Source organism: Microbacterium sp. HJ5, assembly GCF_054824025.1.
In genome coordinates this window covers 92,602-107,388 of the sequence record NZ_JSYE01000004.1, presented here as the reverse complement: position 1 = coordinate 107,388, position 14,787 = coordinate 92,602, and the positions used below count along the sequence as shown (strand labels likewise).

At 69.1% G+C, this 14,787-nt stretch carries 15 protein-coding genes; 6 read left to right on the top strand and 9 right to left on the bottom strand.

Features of this window, described 5'->3' with window-relative positions; translation table 11 throughout:
* Nucleotides 1-108: 108 nt before the first annotated feature.
* The 5 genes from ctaE (at nt 109) to OB08_RS01670 (ending at nt 5,135) form a co-directional block, all read left to right on the top strand.
* Nucleotides 109-750: an aa3-type cytochrome oxidase subunit III gene (gene ctaE / locus OB08_RS01690; protein ID WP_461471460.1), complete on the top strand. Its 642-nt coding sequence runs from the start codon at nt 109-111 to the stop codon at nt 748-750.
* A 20-nt stretch (nt 751-770) separates the two neighbouring features.
* Nucleotides 771-1,574, top strand: coding sequence for a cytochrome bc1 complex diheme cytochrome c subunit (qcrC, locus tag OB08_RS01685; protein ID WP_461471458.1), 804 nt, complete (start codon nt 771-773; stop codon nt 1,572-1,574).
* A gap of 34 nt (nt 1,575-1,608) precedes the next feature.
* Complete coding sequence (gene qcrA / locus OB08_RS01680; RefSeq protein WP_461471456.1) at nt 1,609-2,688, top strand: cytochrome bc1 complex Rieske iron-sulfur subunit; 1,080 nt, start codon at nt 1,609-1,611, stop codon at nt 2,686-2,688.
* Between the two features lie 2 nt (nt 2,689-2,690).
* Nucleotides 2,691-4,544: a cytochrome bc1 complex cytochrome b subunit gene (gene qcrB / locus OB08_RS01675; RefSeq protein ID WP_461471454.1), complete on the top strand. Its 1,854-nt coding sequence runs from the start codon at nt 2,691-2,693 to the stop codon at nt 4,542-4,544.
* Between the two features lie 168 nt (nt 4,545-4,712).
* Nucleotides 4,713-5,135, top strand: coding sequence for a rhodanese-like domain-containing protein (locus OB08_RS01670; RefSeq protein WP_461471452.1), 423 nt, complete (start codon nt 4,713-4,715; stop codon nt 5,133-5,135).
* Between the two features lie 30 nt (nt 5,136-5,165).
* Here OB08_RS01670 and OB08_RS01665 read toward each other — a convergent pair whose 3' ends face one another.
* From OB08_RS01665 to OB08_RS01640, 6 genes are all read right to left on the bottom strand, one after another.
* Nucleotides 5,166-5,981, bottom strand: coding sequence for a PP2C family protein-serine/threonine phosphatase (locus OB08_RS01665; RefSeq protein ID WP_461471450.1), 816 nt, complete (start codon nt 5,979-5,981; stop codon nt 5,166-5,168).
* A 2-nt stretch (nt 5,982-5,983) separates the two neighbouring features.
* Nucleotides 5,984-6,448: a cytochrome c oxidase subunit 4 gene (locus tag OB08_RS01660; protein WP_461471448.1), complete on the bottom strand. Its 465-nt coding sequence runs from the start codon at nt 6,446-6,448 to the stop codon at nt 5,984-5,986.
* Entirely contained in the window at nt 6,449-8,212 is a 1,764-nt protein-coding gene (ctaD, locus tag OB08_RS01655; RefSeq protein ID WP_461471446.1) for an aa3-type cytochrome oxidase subunit I, read from the bottom strand. It lies immediately after the preceding gene.
* 2 nt (nt 8,213-8,214) lie between these two features.
* A complete protein-coding gene (gene ctaC / locus OB08_RS01650; RefSeq protein ID WP_461471444.1) occupies nt 8,215-9,099 on the bottom strand; it encodes an aa3-type cytochrome oxidase subunit II in 885 nt (294 codons plus the stop codon).
* A 160-nt stretch (nt 9,100-9,259) separates the two neighbouring features.
* Complete coding sequence (gene erpA, locus OB08_RS01645) at nt 9,260-9,625, bottom strand: iron-sulfur cluster insertion protein ErpA (protein ID WP_461471442.1); 366 nt, start codon at nt 9,623-9,625, stop codon at nt 9,260-9,262.
* Between the two features lie 85 nt (nt 9,626-9,710).
* Nucleotides 9,711-11,111: a M20/M25/M40 family metallo-hydrolase gene (locus OB08_RS01640; RefSeq protein ID WP_461471440.1), complete on the bottom strand. Its 1,401-nt coding sequence runs from the start codon at nt 11,109-11,111 to the stop codon at nt 9,711-9,713.
* Nucleotides 11,112-11,160: 49 nt separating this feature from the next.
* On the opposite strand from OB08_RS01640, the gene OB08_RS01635 reads away from it, so the two are divergent.
* On the top strand, nt 11,161-11,757 hold the full coding sequence (locus OB08_RS01635) for a DUF3043 domain-containing protein (protein ID WP_461471438.1): 597 nt from the start codon (nt 11,161-11,163) through the stop codon (nt 11,755-11,757).
* Nucleotides 11,758-11,805: 48 nt separating this feature from the next.
* Here the strand turns inward: OB08_RS01635 and OB08_RS01630 are convergent, their stop codons facing one another.
* The 3 genes from OB08_RS01630 to hisD all read right to left on the bottom strand — a co-directional run bounded on the left by OB08_RS01630 (nt 11,806) and on the right by hisD (nt 14,774).
* Nucleotides 11,806-12,831, bottom strand: a complete 1,026-nt coding sequence (locus tag OB08_RS01630; protein WP_461471436.1) for a quinone-dependent dihydroorotate dehydrogenase — start codon at nt 12,829-12,831, stop codon at nt 11,806-11,808.
* 137 nt (nt 12,832-12,968) lie between these two features.
* Nucleotides 12,969-13,442 carry a transcriptional regulator NrdR gene (nrdR, locus tag OB08_RS01625; RefSeq protein WP_461471434.1) on the bottom strand — a complete coding sequence of 158 codons (474 nt, stop codon included), beginning with the start codon at nt 13,440-13,442 and terminating at the stop codon, nt 12,969-12,971.
* Nucleotides 13,443-13,454: 12 nt separating this feature from the next.
* The gene (gene hisD, locus OB08_RS01620; RefSeq protein WP_461471432.1) at nt 13,455-14,774 is read right to left on the bottom strand and encodes a histidinol dehydrogenase; all 1,320 of its coding nucleotides are present in this window, start codon (nt 14,772-14,774) and stop codon (nt 13,455-13,457) included.
* Between the last annotated feature and the right edge of the window lie 13 nt (nt 14,775-14,787).

Below are 14,787 nucleotides of genomic sequence, written 5' to 3'. Positions count from 1 at the left end.
CACCACGGGTTCCCGGCATTCTCACGGAGTTCTCTTAGGCTGACCTAAGTTCCACGAGGGGCAATGCATGCCTCCCGATGCGAATACCCCGCCTCAGGATCGGCCATAATGGGGAGCGTGACGACCTCCTCAGCGACCTACGCCCAGGCCATGCGGTCCGTCAAGCGGCCCGATCCGGTCGCCGTCGGAACGATCGTGTGGCTCGGCAGCGAGGTGATGTTCTTCGCGGGCCTCTTCGCGATCTACTTCACCCTCCGCAGCACCTCTCCCGATCTGTGGGCGCAAGAGACGCAGCTGCTCAACATCCCGTACGCGACCGTCAACACGATCATCCTCGTGCTGTCGTCGGTCACCTGCCAGATGGGCGTGTTCGCCGCCGAGCGCTTCCAGCCCTACTCCACCCGCAAGCGCGGATGGCTCGGCTGGGGAATGGTCGAGTGGTTCTGGCTGACCTTCGCGCTCGGCGCGATCTTCGTGTCGGGCCAGGTGTGGGAGTACGCGCAGCTCGTCGCCGAGGGCATGCCGATCGACGCGAACTCGTACGCATCGGCCTTCTACCTGACCACCGGCTTCCACGCCCTCCACGTCACCGGCGGCCTGATCGCCTTCCTCCTGGTGATCGGCCGCGCGTACGCCGTCAAGAACTTCGGGCGCAAAGAGATGACGTCCTCGATCGTCGTGTCGTACTACTGGCACTTCGTCGACGTCGTCTGGATCGCCCTGTTCCTCGTCATCTACTTCCTGAAGTAAGAGCGGAGCTGATTCCCGACATGGCACGTGAGACCCCGCGCCGCTCGAATGGCCGCCGCAGCCCCTGGGCTGCCGCCGCGCTCATCGGCATCGGACTGCTGATCACCGGCGGCGTGTACGCCGGTGCGTCGGCAGCCGTCGCCGCCACGACGACCGAGACCACCGTGGCCGCCGCCTCGACCGTCGAAGACGGCAAGCGCCTGTTCCAGGCCAACTGCGCCACCTGCCACGGTCTCGACGTGCAGGGCACGGCCGACGGACCCTCGCTGTACGGCGTCGGCGAGCTCGCGGTGCATTTCCAGATGAGCACCGGCCGCATGCCCCTGCAGATGCAGGGACCGCAGGCCCCGCAGAAGCCGGCGCAGTTCACCGACGAGCAGATCGCCGCAGTCGGCGCCTACATCCAGAGCATCGCCCCCGGGCCCACGTACCCGTCCGACGAGGTGCTCGACGGCAAGGGAAGCGCGGCCGAGGGCGGCGAGCTCTTCCGCATCAACTGCGCGATGTGCCACAACGTCGCCGGCGCCGGCGGAGCGCTCACCGAGGGCAAGTACGCCCCCGCGCTCTACAACACGACTCCGCTGAACATGTACGCGGCGATGGTCACCGGACCGCAGAACATGCCGGTCTTCAACGACATGACGCTGACGACGGAGGAGAAGCGGGACATCATCTCGTACCTGCTGTTCCTGCAGGACACCCAGTCCCCCGGCGGCTTCACGCTCGGATCGCTCGGCCCCGTCTCCGAGGGCCTCTTCATCTGGATCTTCGGCATCGGCTCGCTGATCGCCATCACCGTGTGGATCACGGCGAAGTCCAACTGAACGTACTGACACGCAAGAACTGACGAGGAGCAGCATGGCACACGAGGACGACCCGCTCGAGCACGAGAGGGCTTCCTGGAAGCCCTCCCCCGGGCTCGCCGTCGCGGTCACCGACCCGGTGCACCCGCCCGCGCTCCCGCCGCACCGGGAGCGGATGACCGACAAGGACCCGGCGGCCATGAAGGCCGCCGTGCGTTCGGTGTACACCCTCTTCTATCTCTCGATCGCGGCGAGCATCTGGGCCATCGCGGCCTACATGCTCTTCCCCATCGAGAGCGGCCGGATGACCGACATCCGCAACAACAACCTCTTCATCGGCCTGGGCATCGGCTTCGCCCTCCTGGCCATCGGCGTCGCCGCGATCCACTGGTCGAAGGCGATCATGTCCGACCGCGAGTTCGTCGAGCCCCGTCACGCCACGCGCGGCCGCGACTCCACGCGCGCCGCGGCGATCCAGGCGTTCTCCGACGCGAACGACGACTCGGGCTTCGGCCGTCGCACGATGATCCGCAACTCGATGATCGCCGCGCTCGTGGCCTCGGTCGCTCCCGCGATCGTGCTCTTCCGCGGACTCGCGCCGCAGGACACGCCTGAGCACCCCAACGGCGGCAACCCGGTCTACCTCCTCCAGCACACGATGTGGAAGGAGGGCTCGCGCCTCGCGCACGACCCGACCGGCGAGCCGATCCGCGCAGCGGACGTCACGCTGGGCTCCGCCGTGCACGTCATCCCCGAAGAACTCGCCGAGCTGTCGCACAGCAGCGGCTACCTCGAGGAGAAGGCCAAGGCGATCGTGCTCCTCATGCGCCTCCTGCCCGAGCAGCTCACGGAGTCGCCGGAGCGCGCCGACTGGTCGTACGACGGCATCGTGGCCTACTCCAAGGTCTGCACGCACGTCGGCTGCCCCGTCGCCCTGTACGAGCAGCAGACCCACCACCTGCTCTGCCCGTGCCACCAGTCGCAGTTCGACGTGACCGACGCCGCGAAGGTCATCTTCGGCCCGGCCGCGCGTCCGCTGCCCCAGCTGCCGATCACGGTCGACGACGAGGGCTACCTCGTCGCACGCAGCGACTTCACCGAACCCGTCGGTCCGAGCTTCTGGGAGCGTCACTGATCATGACCACGACCCACCCCACCGAGAACCTCACTCGGGAGCCGGCGTCGTATGCGGAGGCTCCCGCTGCCCGCGACAAGCCGCTCGGCGGCCGCTTCGTCGGCGCCGCGTCGAACTACATCGACGAGCGCACCAGCCTCTCGGGCTTCGTCAAGGAGCTCGGGCGCAAGATCTTCCCCGACCACTGGTCGTTCATGCTCGGCGAGATCGCGCTGTGGAGCTTCGTCGTCGTCCTGCTGACGGGAACGTTCCTGACGTTCTTCTTCCAGGCGTCGATGGTCGAGACCCACTACGAGGGCGCGTACCTGCCGATGCGGGGCATCGAGATGTCGGCGGCCATGGCCTCGACGCTCGAGATCTCGTTCGACCTGCGCGGCGGACTGCTCGTCCGTCAGATGCACCACTGGGCGGCGCTCGTGTTCATCGCCGGCATCGGCGTGCACATGCTGCGCGTGTTCTTCACCGGCGCGTTCCGCAAGCCCCGCGAGCTCAACTGGGTGATCGGCTTCATCCTGTTCATCCTCGCCCTGGGCGAGGGCTTCACCGGCTACTCGCTCCCCGACGACGTTCTGTCGGGCAACGGTCTCCGGATCATCGACGGCATGGTCAAGGGCATCCCGCTGATCGGCACCTGGACCTCGTTCCTGCTGTTCGGCGGCGAGTTCCCGGGCACCGCCATCGTGGGGCGCCTCTACTCGCTGCACATCCTGCTGCTTCCCGCCATCCTCGTCGGCCTGCTCGTGCTCCACCTCATGCTGATGGTGATCAACAAGCACACCCAGTTCGGCGGCCCCGGCCGATCCAACAGCAACGTCGTCGGCTACCCGATGATGCCGGTCTACATGTCGAAGATGGGCGGGTTCCTCTTCATCACGTTCGGCGTGATCGCTCTCATCGCGGCGCTGTTCACGATCAACCCGATCTGGAACTACGGCCCCTACGACCCGTCGCCCGTGTCGGCGGGAACGCAGCCCGACTGGTACATCGGCTTCGCCGACGGCGCCCTGCGCCTCGTGCCCCCGGGCTGGGAGTTCGTGTTCCTCGGCCACACGTGGTCGTTCAACATCCTCGTTCCGCTGGTGGGTCTCGGGCTCTTCATCCTGGTCGTGCTCATCTACCCCTTCATCGAGGCGTGGGTGACCGGCGACAAGCGCGAGCACCACATCGCTCAGCGTCCTCGCAACGCCCCGACCCGCACCGCCATCGGCGCGGCCGGCGTGACGTTCTACGCGGTGCTGTGGGCGGCGGCGGCGTCCGACATCATCGCGACCCACTTCTGGCTCACGATGGAGGGTGTCATCCACACGCTCCAGGCGCTCCTCGTCATCGGCCCGATCGTGGCGTACTTCGTCGCGAAGCGCATGGCCATCGCGCTGCAGAAGAAGGACCGCGAGATCGCCCTGCACGGCTACGAGTCCGGACGCATCGTGCGCCTCCCCGGCGGCGAGTACATCGAGGTCCACCAGCCGGTCGACGAGTACGAGCGGTACAAGCTGGTCGACTTCGAGAACTACGAGCCGCTCGTCGTGCGCCCGAACGCCAAGGGACGCATCCCGTGGCACGAGAACGTCCGAGCTTCCATCTCGCGCTGGTTCTTCGAGGACCGCCTCGCCCCCGTCACCCAGACGGAGCTCGATGAGGCGCTCGCGCACCAGCACCACGCCCTCGACCACATCGCCGAGGAAGAGGACGCCGAGATCCAGGGCGCCCACGAGCGCGCCGGTGTGCCGGACGCACCTCACGTGCCGATCGACGACGGTCGCAACACCGAGACCGCCGTCCGCCCGACGAACGTCATCGTTCCCGAGGACGGCGAGAAGAAGCCCCGCAACCGCGAGAAGGAGTCCGGCCAGTAGGTCGCATTCCTGCCTGAACGCCCCGGCACGGCCCTCACGGGTCGCCGCCGGGGCGTTCTGCGTGGCAGCTGTCTCGCACCGAAGCCCCGGGGCATTCGGCAGGAATGCGCGGGTGCGTGTCCGGGTGCCGGGTGCCGCACGGCGCGCGGCCGCCCTAGCGTGGATCCCATGACGACGACAGCTCTCGACTACTTCGCCGCCAAGCTCGCACTCGAGACGGACGCCTCGGATGTCTACGCCGCGCAGAAGGCGGGCGAGGGTTTCGTCCTCGTCGACGTGCGCGGCGACGAGGCGTGGACGCAGGGCCGCATCACCGGCGCCGTCCACCTCCCGCATCAGCAGATCGCGGAGCGCGCGCTCGTCGAGCTCGATCGCGAGGTTCCCGTGGTGGTCTACTGCTGGAGCCCCGGCTGCAACGGCGGGGCGAAGGGCGCACTCGCGTTCGCGAAGCTCGGGTTCCAGGTGCGGGAGATGATCGGCGGCTACGAGTACTGGATCCGCGAAGGGCAGCCGATCGAGAACGACGAGGGTCCGCTCCCCCGCGTTTTCGACCCGCAGGTCATGGTGGTCCGCCGGCCGGTGACGCGCTGAGCGGCCTCACACGCCCCGTGAGCCGTCGTCTCAGGCCGACTCGAGGCCCTCGGTGAACCGCGCCGCAGCCGCGCCGTAGAAGGACGTCTGGCTGTTCACGGAGAAGGGCTCCGGATGCCCCACCTCGACGTCGCAGATCACCACGGTGACGTTGTCGCGTGTGCCGGCCGACAGTCCGAGTTCCACCGCGGCGCCGGCGGCGTGCGCGGCGTCGTCGTGACGCGTGATCACCTCGGCGATTTCGTCCTGCGGCACGTAGTCGGTCAGGCCGTCGCTGCACAGGAGCCAGCGATCGCCCGCGCGGGCCTCGTGCTCGACCACGGTCACCCGGTCTCGCTCGCCGCCGCTGAGCGACGCGGTGATGAGATTGCGTCGTGGGTGGGAGGCGGCATCCGCCTCAGTCACCAGCCCGCGCTCCACGAGCGCCTGCACGTATGAGTCATCGCGCGTCTGCTGGGTCATCACACCGTCCCGAAGCAGATACGCGCGCGAGTCCCCGGTGTGGGCGAGCAGCAGCGTGTCGTCCTCCGACACGAAGACGCCCGTGAACGTCGTGGCCATGCCGTGCAGGGCCGGGTCGCGCTCGACGTGGGCCCGCAGGTCCCAGTTCGCGGCGCGGACGCTCACCGCGAGAGTGTCGGCGTCGACCGAACCGACGCGGCCGGCGGCGAGCCGGTGCACGAACGCCGCCGATGCGAGGTCGCCTGCGGGGCCGCCGCCGACACCGTCCGCCACGGCACCGCCCCAGGGCGCGGTGAAGGCGGCGTCCTGATTGACGGGTCGATACGCGCCCGTGTCGGACACGGCGGCGGCGCGGAGCCGCACGCGGGAGGGCCGCAATGGCACGATCAGCGCGCGAAGTACCCGCGGTAGTACTCGTAGACCCAGCCGACGATGGCGACCACGAACACCCCGACGCCGATGGGCACCATCCAGGCGCCGACAGCGAGACCGATCATCGCGAGCGCCGCCGAGAAGGCGAGCACGATGGGCCACCACGACCAGGGGCTGAACTCGCCCAGCTCGGGGTCGCCGTCGTCGATGTCGGACGTCAGGATGTCTTCGGGAAGCTCGCCGCCCTGCGCGTGGTGCACGCGTCCGATGTAGAACGCGATCAGGGCACCCATCAGCGCGGTGAACAGCAGCGCGACGCTGCCGACCCACTCGATCGAAAGGGTGATCGTGTCCCAGTACGACTGGCTGCCGGTGAGATTCGTGTCCCAGTGCGAGAGCAGGTTCCACGCCGTATAGACGACGAACATCAGGCCGAAGAACGCGGCGAGCAGCCACCAGAGTCCGGTGTTGGTGCGCACTTACTTCACCTCTCCCTCGGCGAGGTCGACAACCGGGGCTTCGGGCGCATCCTTCGCGGGGCCGACGCCGACGGGGATCCCCGCCTCGGGGTGGTTGAGGTCGAACGCGGGACGCTCGCTGCGGATGCGCGGGATCGACGTGAAGTTGTGACGCGGCGGCGGGCAGGAGGTCGCCCACTCGAGCGATGCGCCGTAGCCCCACGGGTCGTTCACGGTGACGCGCGGCGCCTTGCGGGCCGTGATCCACACATTGAACAGGAACGGGATCATCGAAGCGCCGAGCAGGATCGCGCCGACGGTCGAGACCTGATTCTGCCACGTCCAGCCGTCTGCGGCCGAGTAGTCGGCGTAGCGACGCACCATGCCGTCGACGCCCAGCCAGTGCTGGATGAGGAAGGTCATGTGGAAGCCGATGAACAGCATCCAGAAGTGGACCATGCCGAGACGCTCGTTGAGCATCTTGCCCGTCCACTTCGGCCACCAGAAGTAGAACCCGGCGAACATCGCGAACACGACGGTGCCGAAGACGACGTAGTGGAAGTGCGCGACGACGAAGTACGAGTCCGACAGCGCGAAGTCGAGCGGCGGCGACGCGAGGATCACGCCGGTGAGGCCACCGAACACGAACGAGACCAGAAAGCCGAGGGCGAAGACCATCGGGGTCTCGAACGTGACCGATCCGCGCCACAGGGTGCCGATCCAGTTGAAGATCTTCACGCCGGTGGGCACCGCGATGAGCATCGTCATCAGGGCGAAGAACGGCAGTAGCACCGCGCCGGTGACGTACATGTGGTGCGCCCACACCGCGACGGAGAGGGCGGCGATCGCGATCGTCGCGTACACGAGGGTCTTGTAGCCGAAGATCGGCTTGCGGCTGAACACCGGGAAGATCTCGGACACGATGCCGAAGAACGGCAGCGCGATGATGTACACCTCTGGATGGCCGAAGAACCAGAAGAGGTGCTGCCACAGCAGGACGCCACCGTTGGCGGGGTCGTAGATGTGGGCGCCGAGAACGCGGTCGGCGGCGGCGGCGAGGATCGCTGCGGCGAGCACCGGGAACGCCATCAGCACCAGGATGCTGGTGATCAGCGTGTTCCACGAGAAGATCGGCATGCGCCACATGGTCATGCCGGGCGCGCGCATGGTGATGATCGTCGTGATGAAGTTCACGGCGCCGAGGATGGTGCCGAAACCGCTCATGCCGAGACCGAGCATCCAGAGGTTGCCGCCGGCACCTGGCGAGAAGCTGGCGTTGGCCAGCGGCTGATAGGCGAACCAGCCGAACGCCGCCGCACCCTGCGGGGTGAGGAAGCCGGCGACGGCGATGGTCGAGCCGAACAGGAACAGCCAGAAGGCGAAGGCGTTCAGTCGCGGGAACGCGACGTCGGGCGCACCGATCTGCAGGGGCAGGATCGCGTTGGCGAAGCCGGCGAAGAGCGGCGTCGCGAACATGAGCAGCATGATCGTGCCGTGCATCGTGAACAGCTGGTTGTACTGCTCCTTCGTCGGGATGATCTGCATCCCCGGCTCGAAGAGCTCAGCACGGATGATCAGCGCCATCACTCCACCGAGGAGGAAGAAGATGACGGACGAGATGAGGTACAGGTAGCCGATCGTCTTGTGGTCGGTGGAGGTGATCCACTTGACGATGATGTTGCCCTTCTGCTCGACGCGCGTGGCGCTGAGCAGCGCTGCCTGGCGAGGGGGCAGCGTGGTGGGGCGACCCTGCGTCTTCTCCTGAAGCGGAAGCGTCGTCGCCATGATCAGTGGTCTCCCTCGGAGCTCGCACCCGTTCCGGGCAGATTCTGGAGTCGGTCGTACTCGTCGTTGATGTCACCGGTCTGGCCGGCGTCGCGCAGCGACTCGAGGTACTCCTCGTACTCGGCCTCGCTGACGACCTCGACGTTGAACAGCATCATCGAGTGGTACTGGCCGCACAGCTCGGCGCACTTGCCGGCGTACTCGCCCTCGCGAGTGGGCGTGAACGACCAGTAGTTGTCCTTCCCGATGTACATGTCCTTCTTGTACAGGAAGTCGATGATCCAGAACGAGTGGATCACGTCGCGGGACTGCAGCTTGATCTTGACCGTCTTGTCGACGGGGAGCACGAGCGTCGGCAGCTCGCTGGTGATGTTGCCCTCGTCGTCGGTCTGGGCCTGGACGCCCATCGACCACACGGTGTCGTCGTCGGACTCGCCGTCGTACTGGAAGTCCCAGGCCCACTGCTTGCCGATGGCCACGATCGAGACGTCGGGCTCTTCGGTCTGCGTCTCGAGGATCGTCTGGTCGCGCGCGGTGAAGGCGAAGAACCCGATCACGAGGATGAGCGGCACGATCGTGTAGAAGATCTCGATCGGCATGTTGTAGCGCAGCTGGACGGGCAGGCCGACCTGGCCACGGCGACGGCGGTACGCAATCGCTGCCCAGCCCATGAGGCCCCACGTGATGACGCCGACGGCGAGCAGCACGATCCAGGAGTTCACCCAGAGACCGGCGACCATATCGGTGTGGTTCGTGGCGGGCTGACCGCTCTCGACGAACCCGGGCAGGAAGCCGTGCAGCTCCGTCGGGGTGCATCCGGCGAGTACTGCGGCCGTTGCGATCCCGACGGGGAGAACGGCCCAGCGGATACGACGTTTCGAGGGCACGGTGCGCCTTTCCGGATCGCGAACAGGACTCTTGCCAGTCTAGGGCAAGCGCTCAGGGGATTCGGGCCATCCGCTCAGGTTGAAACGACGCGCGCAGACGGAAAACCGCAGGCCCGGGCCCTCCGAAGAGGGCACCGGGCCTGCGGGAAATTCTGCGCGATCAGTGGAAGCTGTCGCCGCAGGCGCAGCTGCCGGCCGCGTTCGGGTTGTCGATCGTGAACCCCTGCTCGGAGATGGTGTCCTTGAAGTCGATCGTCGCGCCGTCGAGGTACGGCACGCTCATGTCGTCGACGATGACCTCGACGCCGTCGAAGTCCACCGTCTTGTCGCCGTCGAGGTACCGCTCGTCGAAGTAGAGCTGGTAGATGAGGCCGCTGCAGCCGCCCGGCTGGACGGCGACGCGCAGACGCAGGTCGTCGCGGCCCTCTTGCGAGAGGAGGCTCTTCACCTTGAGCGAAGCGGCATCGGTCAGCTGGACGCCGTGCTCGCTGACGGACGGGTCGGTCGACAGTGCAGTGTCGGTCATGGCACTCCTCCGGACGGGCCGCGGACGCGGCGGGATGCTGCGATTCTACGCCCGTACTCCGTGAACGGGCTCCGAGCCGGGCGTGTCAGCCCTGGCCGGCGCGCGCGTCGAGCTTCTCGAGGAGCAGCGCCTCCGAGAGCACCGCGTTGCGGAACGTCTCGAGGTGCAGCGACTCGTTGGGGCTGTGCGCCCGCGCGTGCGGATCCTCGACGCCCGTCACGAGGATCTGCGCACCGGGGAACTCGCGCACGAGGTCGGCGATGAACGGGATCGATCCCCCGACGCCGATGTCGACCGACTCCACGCCGTACCCCTCGTGGAGCGCCTCACGCGCCGCGGCGACCGCCCAGCCCGACGTGTCGACGAGGAACGGGTTGCCGTAGTCCTGGTCGGTGAACGTGAGCTCCGCGCCGAAGGGTGCGTGGGCGCGCAGGTGCGCCTCGATCGCGGCATACGCCTCGCGCGCATCCTGACCGGGTGCGATCCGGGCGCTGATCACCACCGAGACCTCGGGGCTCAGGGTGTTCGACGCGTTGGCGACGCTCGGCGCGTCGATGCCCGTCACCGTGATCGACGGCTTGTTCCAGATGCGGCTGAGGATCGTGCCCCGTCCGATCGGCGAGACGCCGGCCGGGAGCCCGGCCTCGTCGCGCAGCGTCTCCTCGCTGTACGCCGGGGTGTCGGCATCCCGCTTCGTGAGTCCCTCGACGGCGACCGCGCCGTCCTCGTCCCACAGTGTGGCGAGCAGCGTCACCGTGGCCATCATGGCGTCGGGCACGGCGCCGCCGAACATGCCCGAGTGCGAGGCGTGCTCGAGCGTCTTGACGCGCATCGTGAAGCGCGTGTTGCCGCGCAGCGACACGGTGAGCGCCGGGGTCTTGTCGTCCCAGTTGCCGGAGTCCGCGACCACGATGACGTCCGCGCGCAGCGCGTCGGCGTTGTCGGAGAGGAACTGCGCGAACGAGCGCGAGCCCGCCTCCTCCTCCCCTTCGAAGAACAGCGCGACGCCGAGGTCGAAGTCGTCGCCGATCGCCTCCTTCAGTGCGCGCAGCGCCGCCAGGTGTGCCATCACGCCGGCCTTGTCGTCGGCGGCGCCGCGGCCGTAGAGGCGACCGCCGCGGACGGTCGGCTCGAACGGCGCCGACTCCCACAGCGCCTCGTCGCCGACCGGCTGCACGTCGTGGTGGGCGTACAGGAGGATCGTGGGGCGCCCGTTGCGGGCGGCTCGCGTCGCGAGCACCGCGGGCTGGCCCTGCTCGTCGGTGCCGGGGATGCCGGCGCGACGGATCTCCACGGTCTCGAACAGGCCCGTGGCGCGAACCAGGTCGGCGACGGCCTCGGCGCTGCGCTGCACCGGCTCGGGGTCGAAGCCCGGGAAAGCGACCGACGGGATGCGCACGAGCGCGCCGAGGTCGGCGAGGGCGGAGGGGATGCCGGATGCCGCGGCGTCGCGCACAGCATCCTGTCGGGAGAGGTCAGAGGTCATGCGGGTAATCTTAAGTGCACCCCCTTCTGACGCACTCCCGAGGATCATCGTGGCCAAGAACTCCGCAGCACCCGCGTCCAACGACGTCCCCTCCGAGGGAACGGTCCTCAACGGCGTGCCCGTCGGCGGCGCCGGCGGAAAGGGACGCGCGACGCCGACCCGCGCCGAGCAGGAGGCCGCGCGCAAGCGGCCCCTCGTCCCGGACACCAAAGAGGCCAAGGCCCGCGCCCGCGCCGAGCTCCAGACGCAGCGCGAGAAGGCCCGCGTCGGCATGGCCGCCGGCGACCCGAAGTACCTCCCCGCCCGCGACCAGGGCCCGCAGCGCAAGTTCGTGCGCGACTACGTCGACGCCGGCTGGCACCTCGGCGAGGCTGTCATGCCGGCCATGGTCGTGGTGATCCTCGCGACTTTCATCCCCGTGCCCGAAGTGCAGTACTACTCGTTCGTCGCGCTGTGGATCTTCATCATCTTCGTCGTCGGCGACATGGTGCTGACGTCGATCAACGCCAAGCGCGCCGTCAAGGCGAAGTTCGGCGCCGACAAGGTCGAGAAGGGCCTCGGCTGGTACGCCGCGATGCGCACCGTCCAGATGCGCTTCCTGCGTCTGCCCAAGCCACAGGTCAAGCGCGGTCAGCGTCCGGTCTGATCCGGCGCGTCCGCGGGCGACGAAGAAGAGCCGAGCGGATGCCGCGCCTCAGCCGCGCCGTGACAGGCCGCGGTTGATCTGCCGGGCCCACAGCGGGCCTCGGTAGAGGAACGCGGTGTAGCCCTGCACGAGCGTGGCGCCGGCATCCTGCCGCTCTCGCACGTCGTCGGCGGTCTCGACGCCGCCGACGGAGATCACGCAGAAGTCGGACGGCACCGCCGCGCGCACCAGCCGCAGCACCTCCAGGGCGCGCTGCTTGAGCGGCGCACCCGAGAGGCCTCCGGCTCCGGCCGCCTCGACCACCGAGGCGTCGGTCGCGAGGCCGTCGCGCGAGATCGTCGTGTTCGTCGCGATGAGCCCCGCGAGCCCGAGGTCGACGGCCAGTTGCGCGACGGCGGTCACCTCGTCGTCCGGGAGGTCGGGGGCGATCTTCACGAGGAGCGGCGTCGCGCCGGCGGCGGAGTGCACCGCCTCGAGCAGCGGCCGTAGGGTCTCGACGGCCTGCAGGCCGCGCAGTCCCGGGGTGTTCGGCGACGAGACGTTGACGACGAGGTAGTCGGCGAGCGGCGCGAGGAGCGTCGCACTGCGGACGTAGTCGGCGGTCGCATGATCGACGTCGACCACGCGGCTCTTGCCGATGTTCACGCCGATCACGCCGCGGCGGCGACGTCGGCGGAGCTTCTCCAGCCGGCGGGCCGCGGCCTCGGCGCCGTGGTTGTTGAAGCCCATGCGGTTGACCACGGCCCGGTCGGGGATGAGGCGGAACAGGCGCGGGCGCGGGTTCCCCTCCTGCGGCACGGCGGTGAGCGTGCCGACCTCGACGTGGCCGAAGCCGAGTGCGAAGAGCCCGGCGGCGCCCTTGACGTCCTTGTCGAAACCCGCGGCCACGCCGAACGGCGAGTCGAAGCGCAGGCCGAGCGCCGTCGTCGTCAGCGCGGGATCGGGTGTGGTCGCCGCGCGGGCCGCCCACGAGAACGGGGCGACGCCGAGGACGCGGATCACGGCCATCGCCGCGTGGTGGGCCGTCTCGGGGTCCATGCGCGAGAGGACGGTCCGGAAGAGGAGGGGATACATCCCGACCAGGCTATCCGGTCGCCCCCGCTGTCACCGACGCGCGGTCCCCTGCGCGCCTGGGTGCCGAGGGCTCGCGGATCACCGGTTCCGGACCGGCGGATCGGTCGTTCGTGACCTCTCGGCTCCGGAGGGGACGCTCAGTCGGCGCGGCGGACCGGACGGTCCTGGTGGTCGACGCGCAGCTGGTCGATCGCCGACTCGAAGTCCTCCAGCGAGTCGAACGCCTGGTAGACGCTCGCGAACCGCAGGTAGGCGACCTCGTCGAGCTCCCGCAGCGGGCCGAGGATCGCGAGCCCGATCTCGTTCGTGTCCAGCTGCGAGGCTCCGGTCTGCCGGACGGTCTCCTCGACGGTCTGCGCGAGGACGGCCAGGTCGGCCTCGGTCACGGGACGACCTTGGCACGCCTTGCGAACCCCCGACATCACCTTCTCGCGGCTGAACGGCTCGATCACGCCGGAGCGCTTGATCACGTTGAGGCTCGCGGTCTCGATCGTCGTGAAGCGGCCGCCGCACTCAGGGCACTGTCGACGGCGGCGGATGCTGAGACCGTCGTCGCTGGTGCGGGAGTCGATCACTCGCGAGTCGGAATGGCGGCAGAACGGGCAATGCATGGCAGAGACAGACTACGCCCGGTCGACGACGGGCGACTCGAAGCGCGCCACCACGGCCTCGCCGTGCGCGGGGAGGGCTTCGGCCTCGGCCAGCACGACGATCGCCTCGCGGACGGCGTCGAGCGCGGCCCGGTCGTACTCGATGACCTGCTGCGGGCGCAGGAACGTCGCCGCAGACAGGCCCGCGGAGTAGCGCGCCTGTCCCCCGGTCGGAAGGACGTGGTTGCTGCCCGCGAGATAGTCGCCCAGGCTGACGGGCGAGTCGGGGCCGACGAACACCGCGCCCGCATGGACGAAGTCCTCCGGCCGCGGGTCGGCGAGGTGCAGCTCGAGGTGCTCGGGCGCGTACGCATTGCTGAAGGCCGTCGCCGCCGCGAGGTCGTCGACCAGCACGATGGCGGACTGCGGCCCGGCGAGGGCCGCGGCGACACGCGCTGCGTGCCGCGTGGCCTCCGCGCGCGGGCCGATCTCGGCGGCGACCGCCCGGGCGAGCACCTCCGACGCGGTGACGAGCACCGCCGACGCCTGCTCGTCGTGCTCCGCCTGGCTGATGAGGTCGACTGCGACGAGGCGCGGGTCGGCGCTCTCGTCGGCGACGATGAGGATCTCTGTCGCGCCGGCTTCGGCATCCGTTCCGACGAGCCCCGTGACCGCGCGCTTGGCGGCGGCCACGAAGTTGTTGCCGGGGCCGGTCACGACGTCGACGGGGTCGAGCTCCAGCGCATTCACGCCGTGCGCGAGGGCCCCGATCGCGCCCGCGCCGCCCATGGCGTAGACCTCCTCCACGCCGAGCAGCTTGGCCGCACCGAGGATGACGGGGTGGACCCGTCCGCCGTGGTCGCGCTGCGGCGGCGAGGCGAGGGCGATCTCGGAGACGCCGGCGACCTGGGCCGGCACGACGTTCATCACGACGCTCGACGGATAGACCGCCTTGCCGCCGGGAACGTAGAGCCCCACGCGCCGCACCGGCTGCCAGCGCTGTGTCACGCGGGCACCGGGGCCGAGCTCTGTCGTCTGCGGGGCGGGCACCTGAGCACCGGATGCCTCGCGCACACGCGTGATCGCCTCTTCGAGCGCCACGCGCACCGCAGGGTCGAGCGAGGCCAGCGCCTCGTCGAGGTGATCGGCCGGCACGCGGATCGCGTGACCCGTCACCCCGTCGAATCGCTCGGCCTGATCGCGGAGCGCCGTCTCGCCGTGTGACGCGACGTCGGCCACGATCCGCGCGGCGATGGACAGCGCCTCCTCACGCGCGGCGGTCGCGCGCGGCACCGCTGTGAGCAGTTCCGCGGGCGAGAGCGCGCGCCCGCGCAGGTCGATCGTCCGGAGCATCCTTCTACGGTAG

Coding starts and splice junctions, on each gene's coding strand:
- ctaE (WP_461471460.1), top strand. CDS start 109: ATGGGGAGCGTGACGACCTCCTCAGCGACCTACGCCCAGGCCATGCGG.
- qcrC (WP_461471458.1), top strand. CDS start 771: ATGGCACGTGAGACCCCGCGCCGCTCGAATGGCCGCCGCAGCCCCTGG.
- qcrA (WP_461471456.1), top strand. CDS start 1,609: ATGGCACACGAGGACGACCCGCTCGAGCACGAGAGGGCTTCCTGGAAG.
- qcrB (WP_461471454.1), top strand. CDS start 2,691: ATGACCACGACCCACCCCACCGAGAACCTCACTCGGGAGCCGGCGTCG.
- OB08_RS01670 (WP_461471452.1), top strand. CDS start 4,713: ATGACGACGACAGCTCTCGACTACTTCGCCGCCAAGCTCGCACTCGAG.
- ctaD (WP_461471446.1), bottom strand. CDS start 8,212: ATGGCGACGACGCTTCCGCTTCAGGAGAAGACGCAGGGTCGCCCCACC.
- erpA (WP_461471442.1), bottom strand. CDS start 9,625: ATGACCGACACTGCACTGTCGACCGACCCGTCCGTCAGCGAGCACGGC.
- OB08_RS01640 (WP_461471440.1), bottom strand. CDS start 11,111: ATGACCTCTGACCTCTCCCGACAGGATGCTGTGCGCGACGCCGCGGCA.
- OB08_RS01630 (WP_461471436.1), bottom strand. CDS start 12,831: ATGTATCCCCTCCTCTTCCGGACCGTCCTCTCGCGCATGGACCCCGAG.
- nrdR (WP_461471434.1), bottom strand. CDS start 13,442: ATGCATTGCCCGTTCTGCCGCCATTCCGACTCGCGAGTGATCGACTCC.
- hisD (WP_461471432.1), bottom strand. CDS start 14,774: ATGCTCCGGACGATCGACCTGCGCGGGCGCGCGCTCTCGCCCGCGGAA.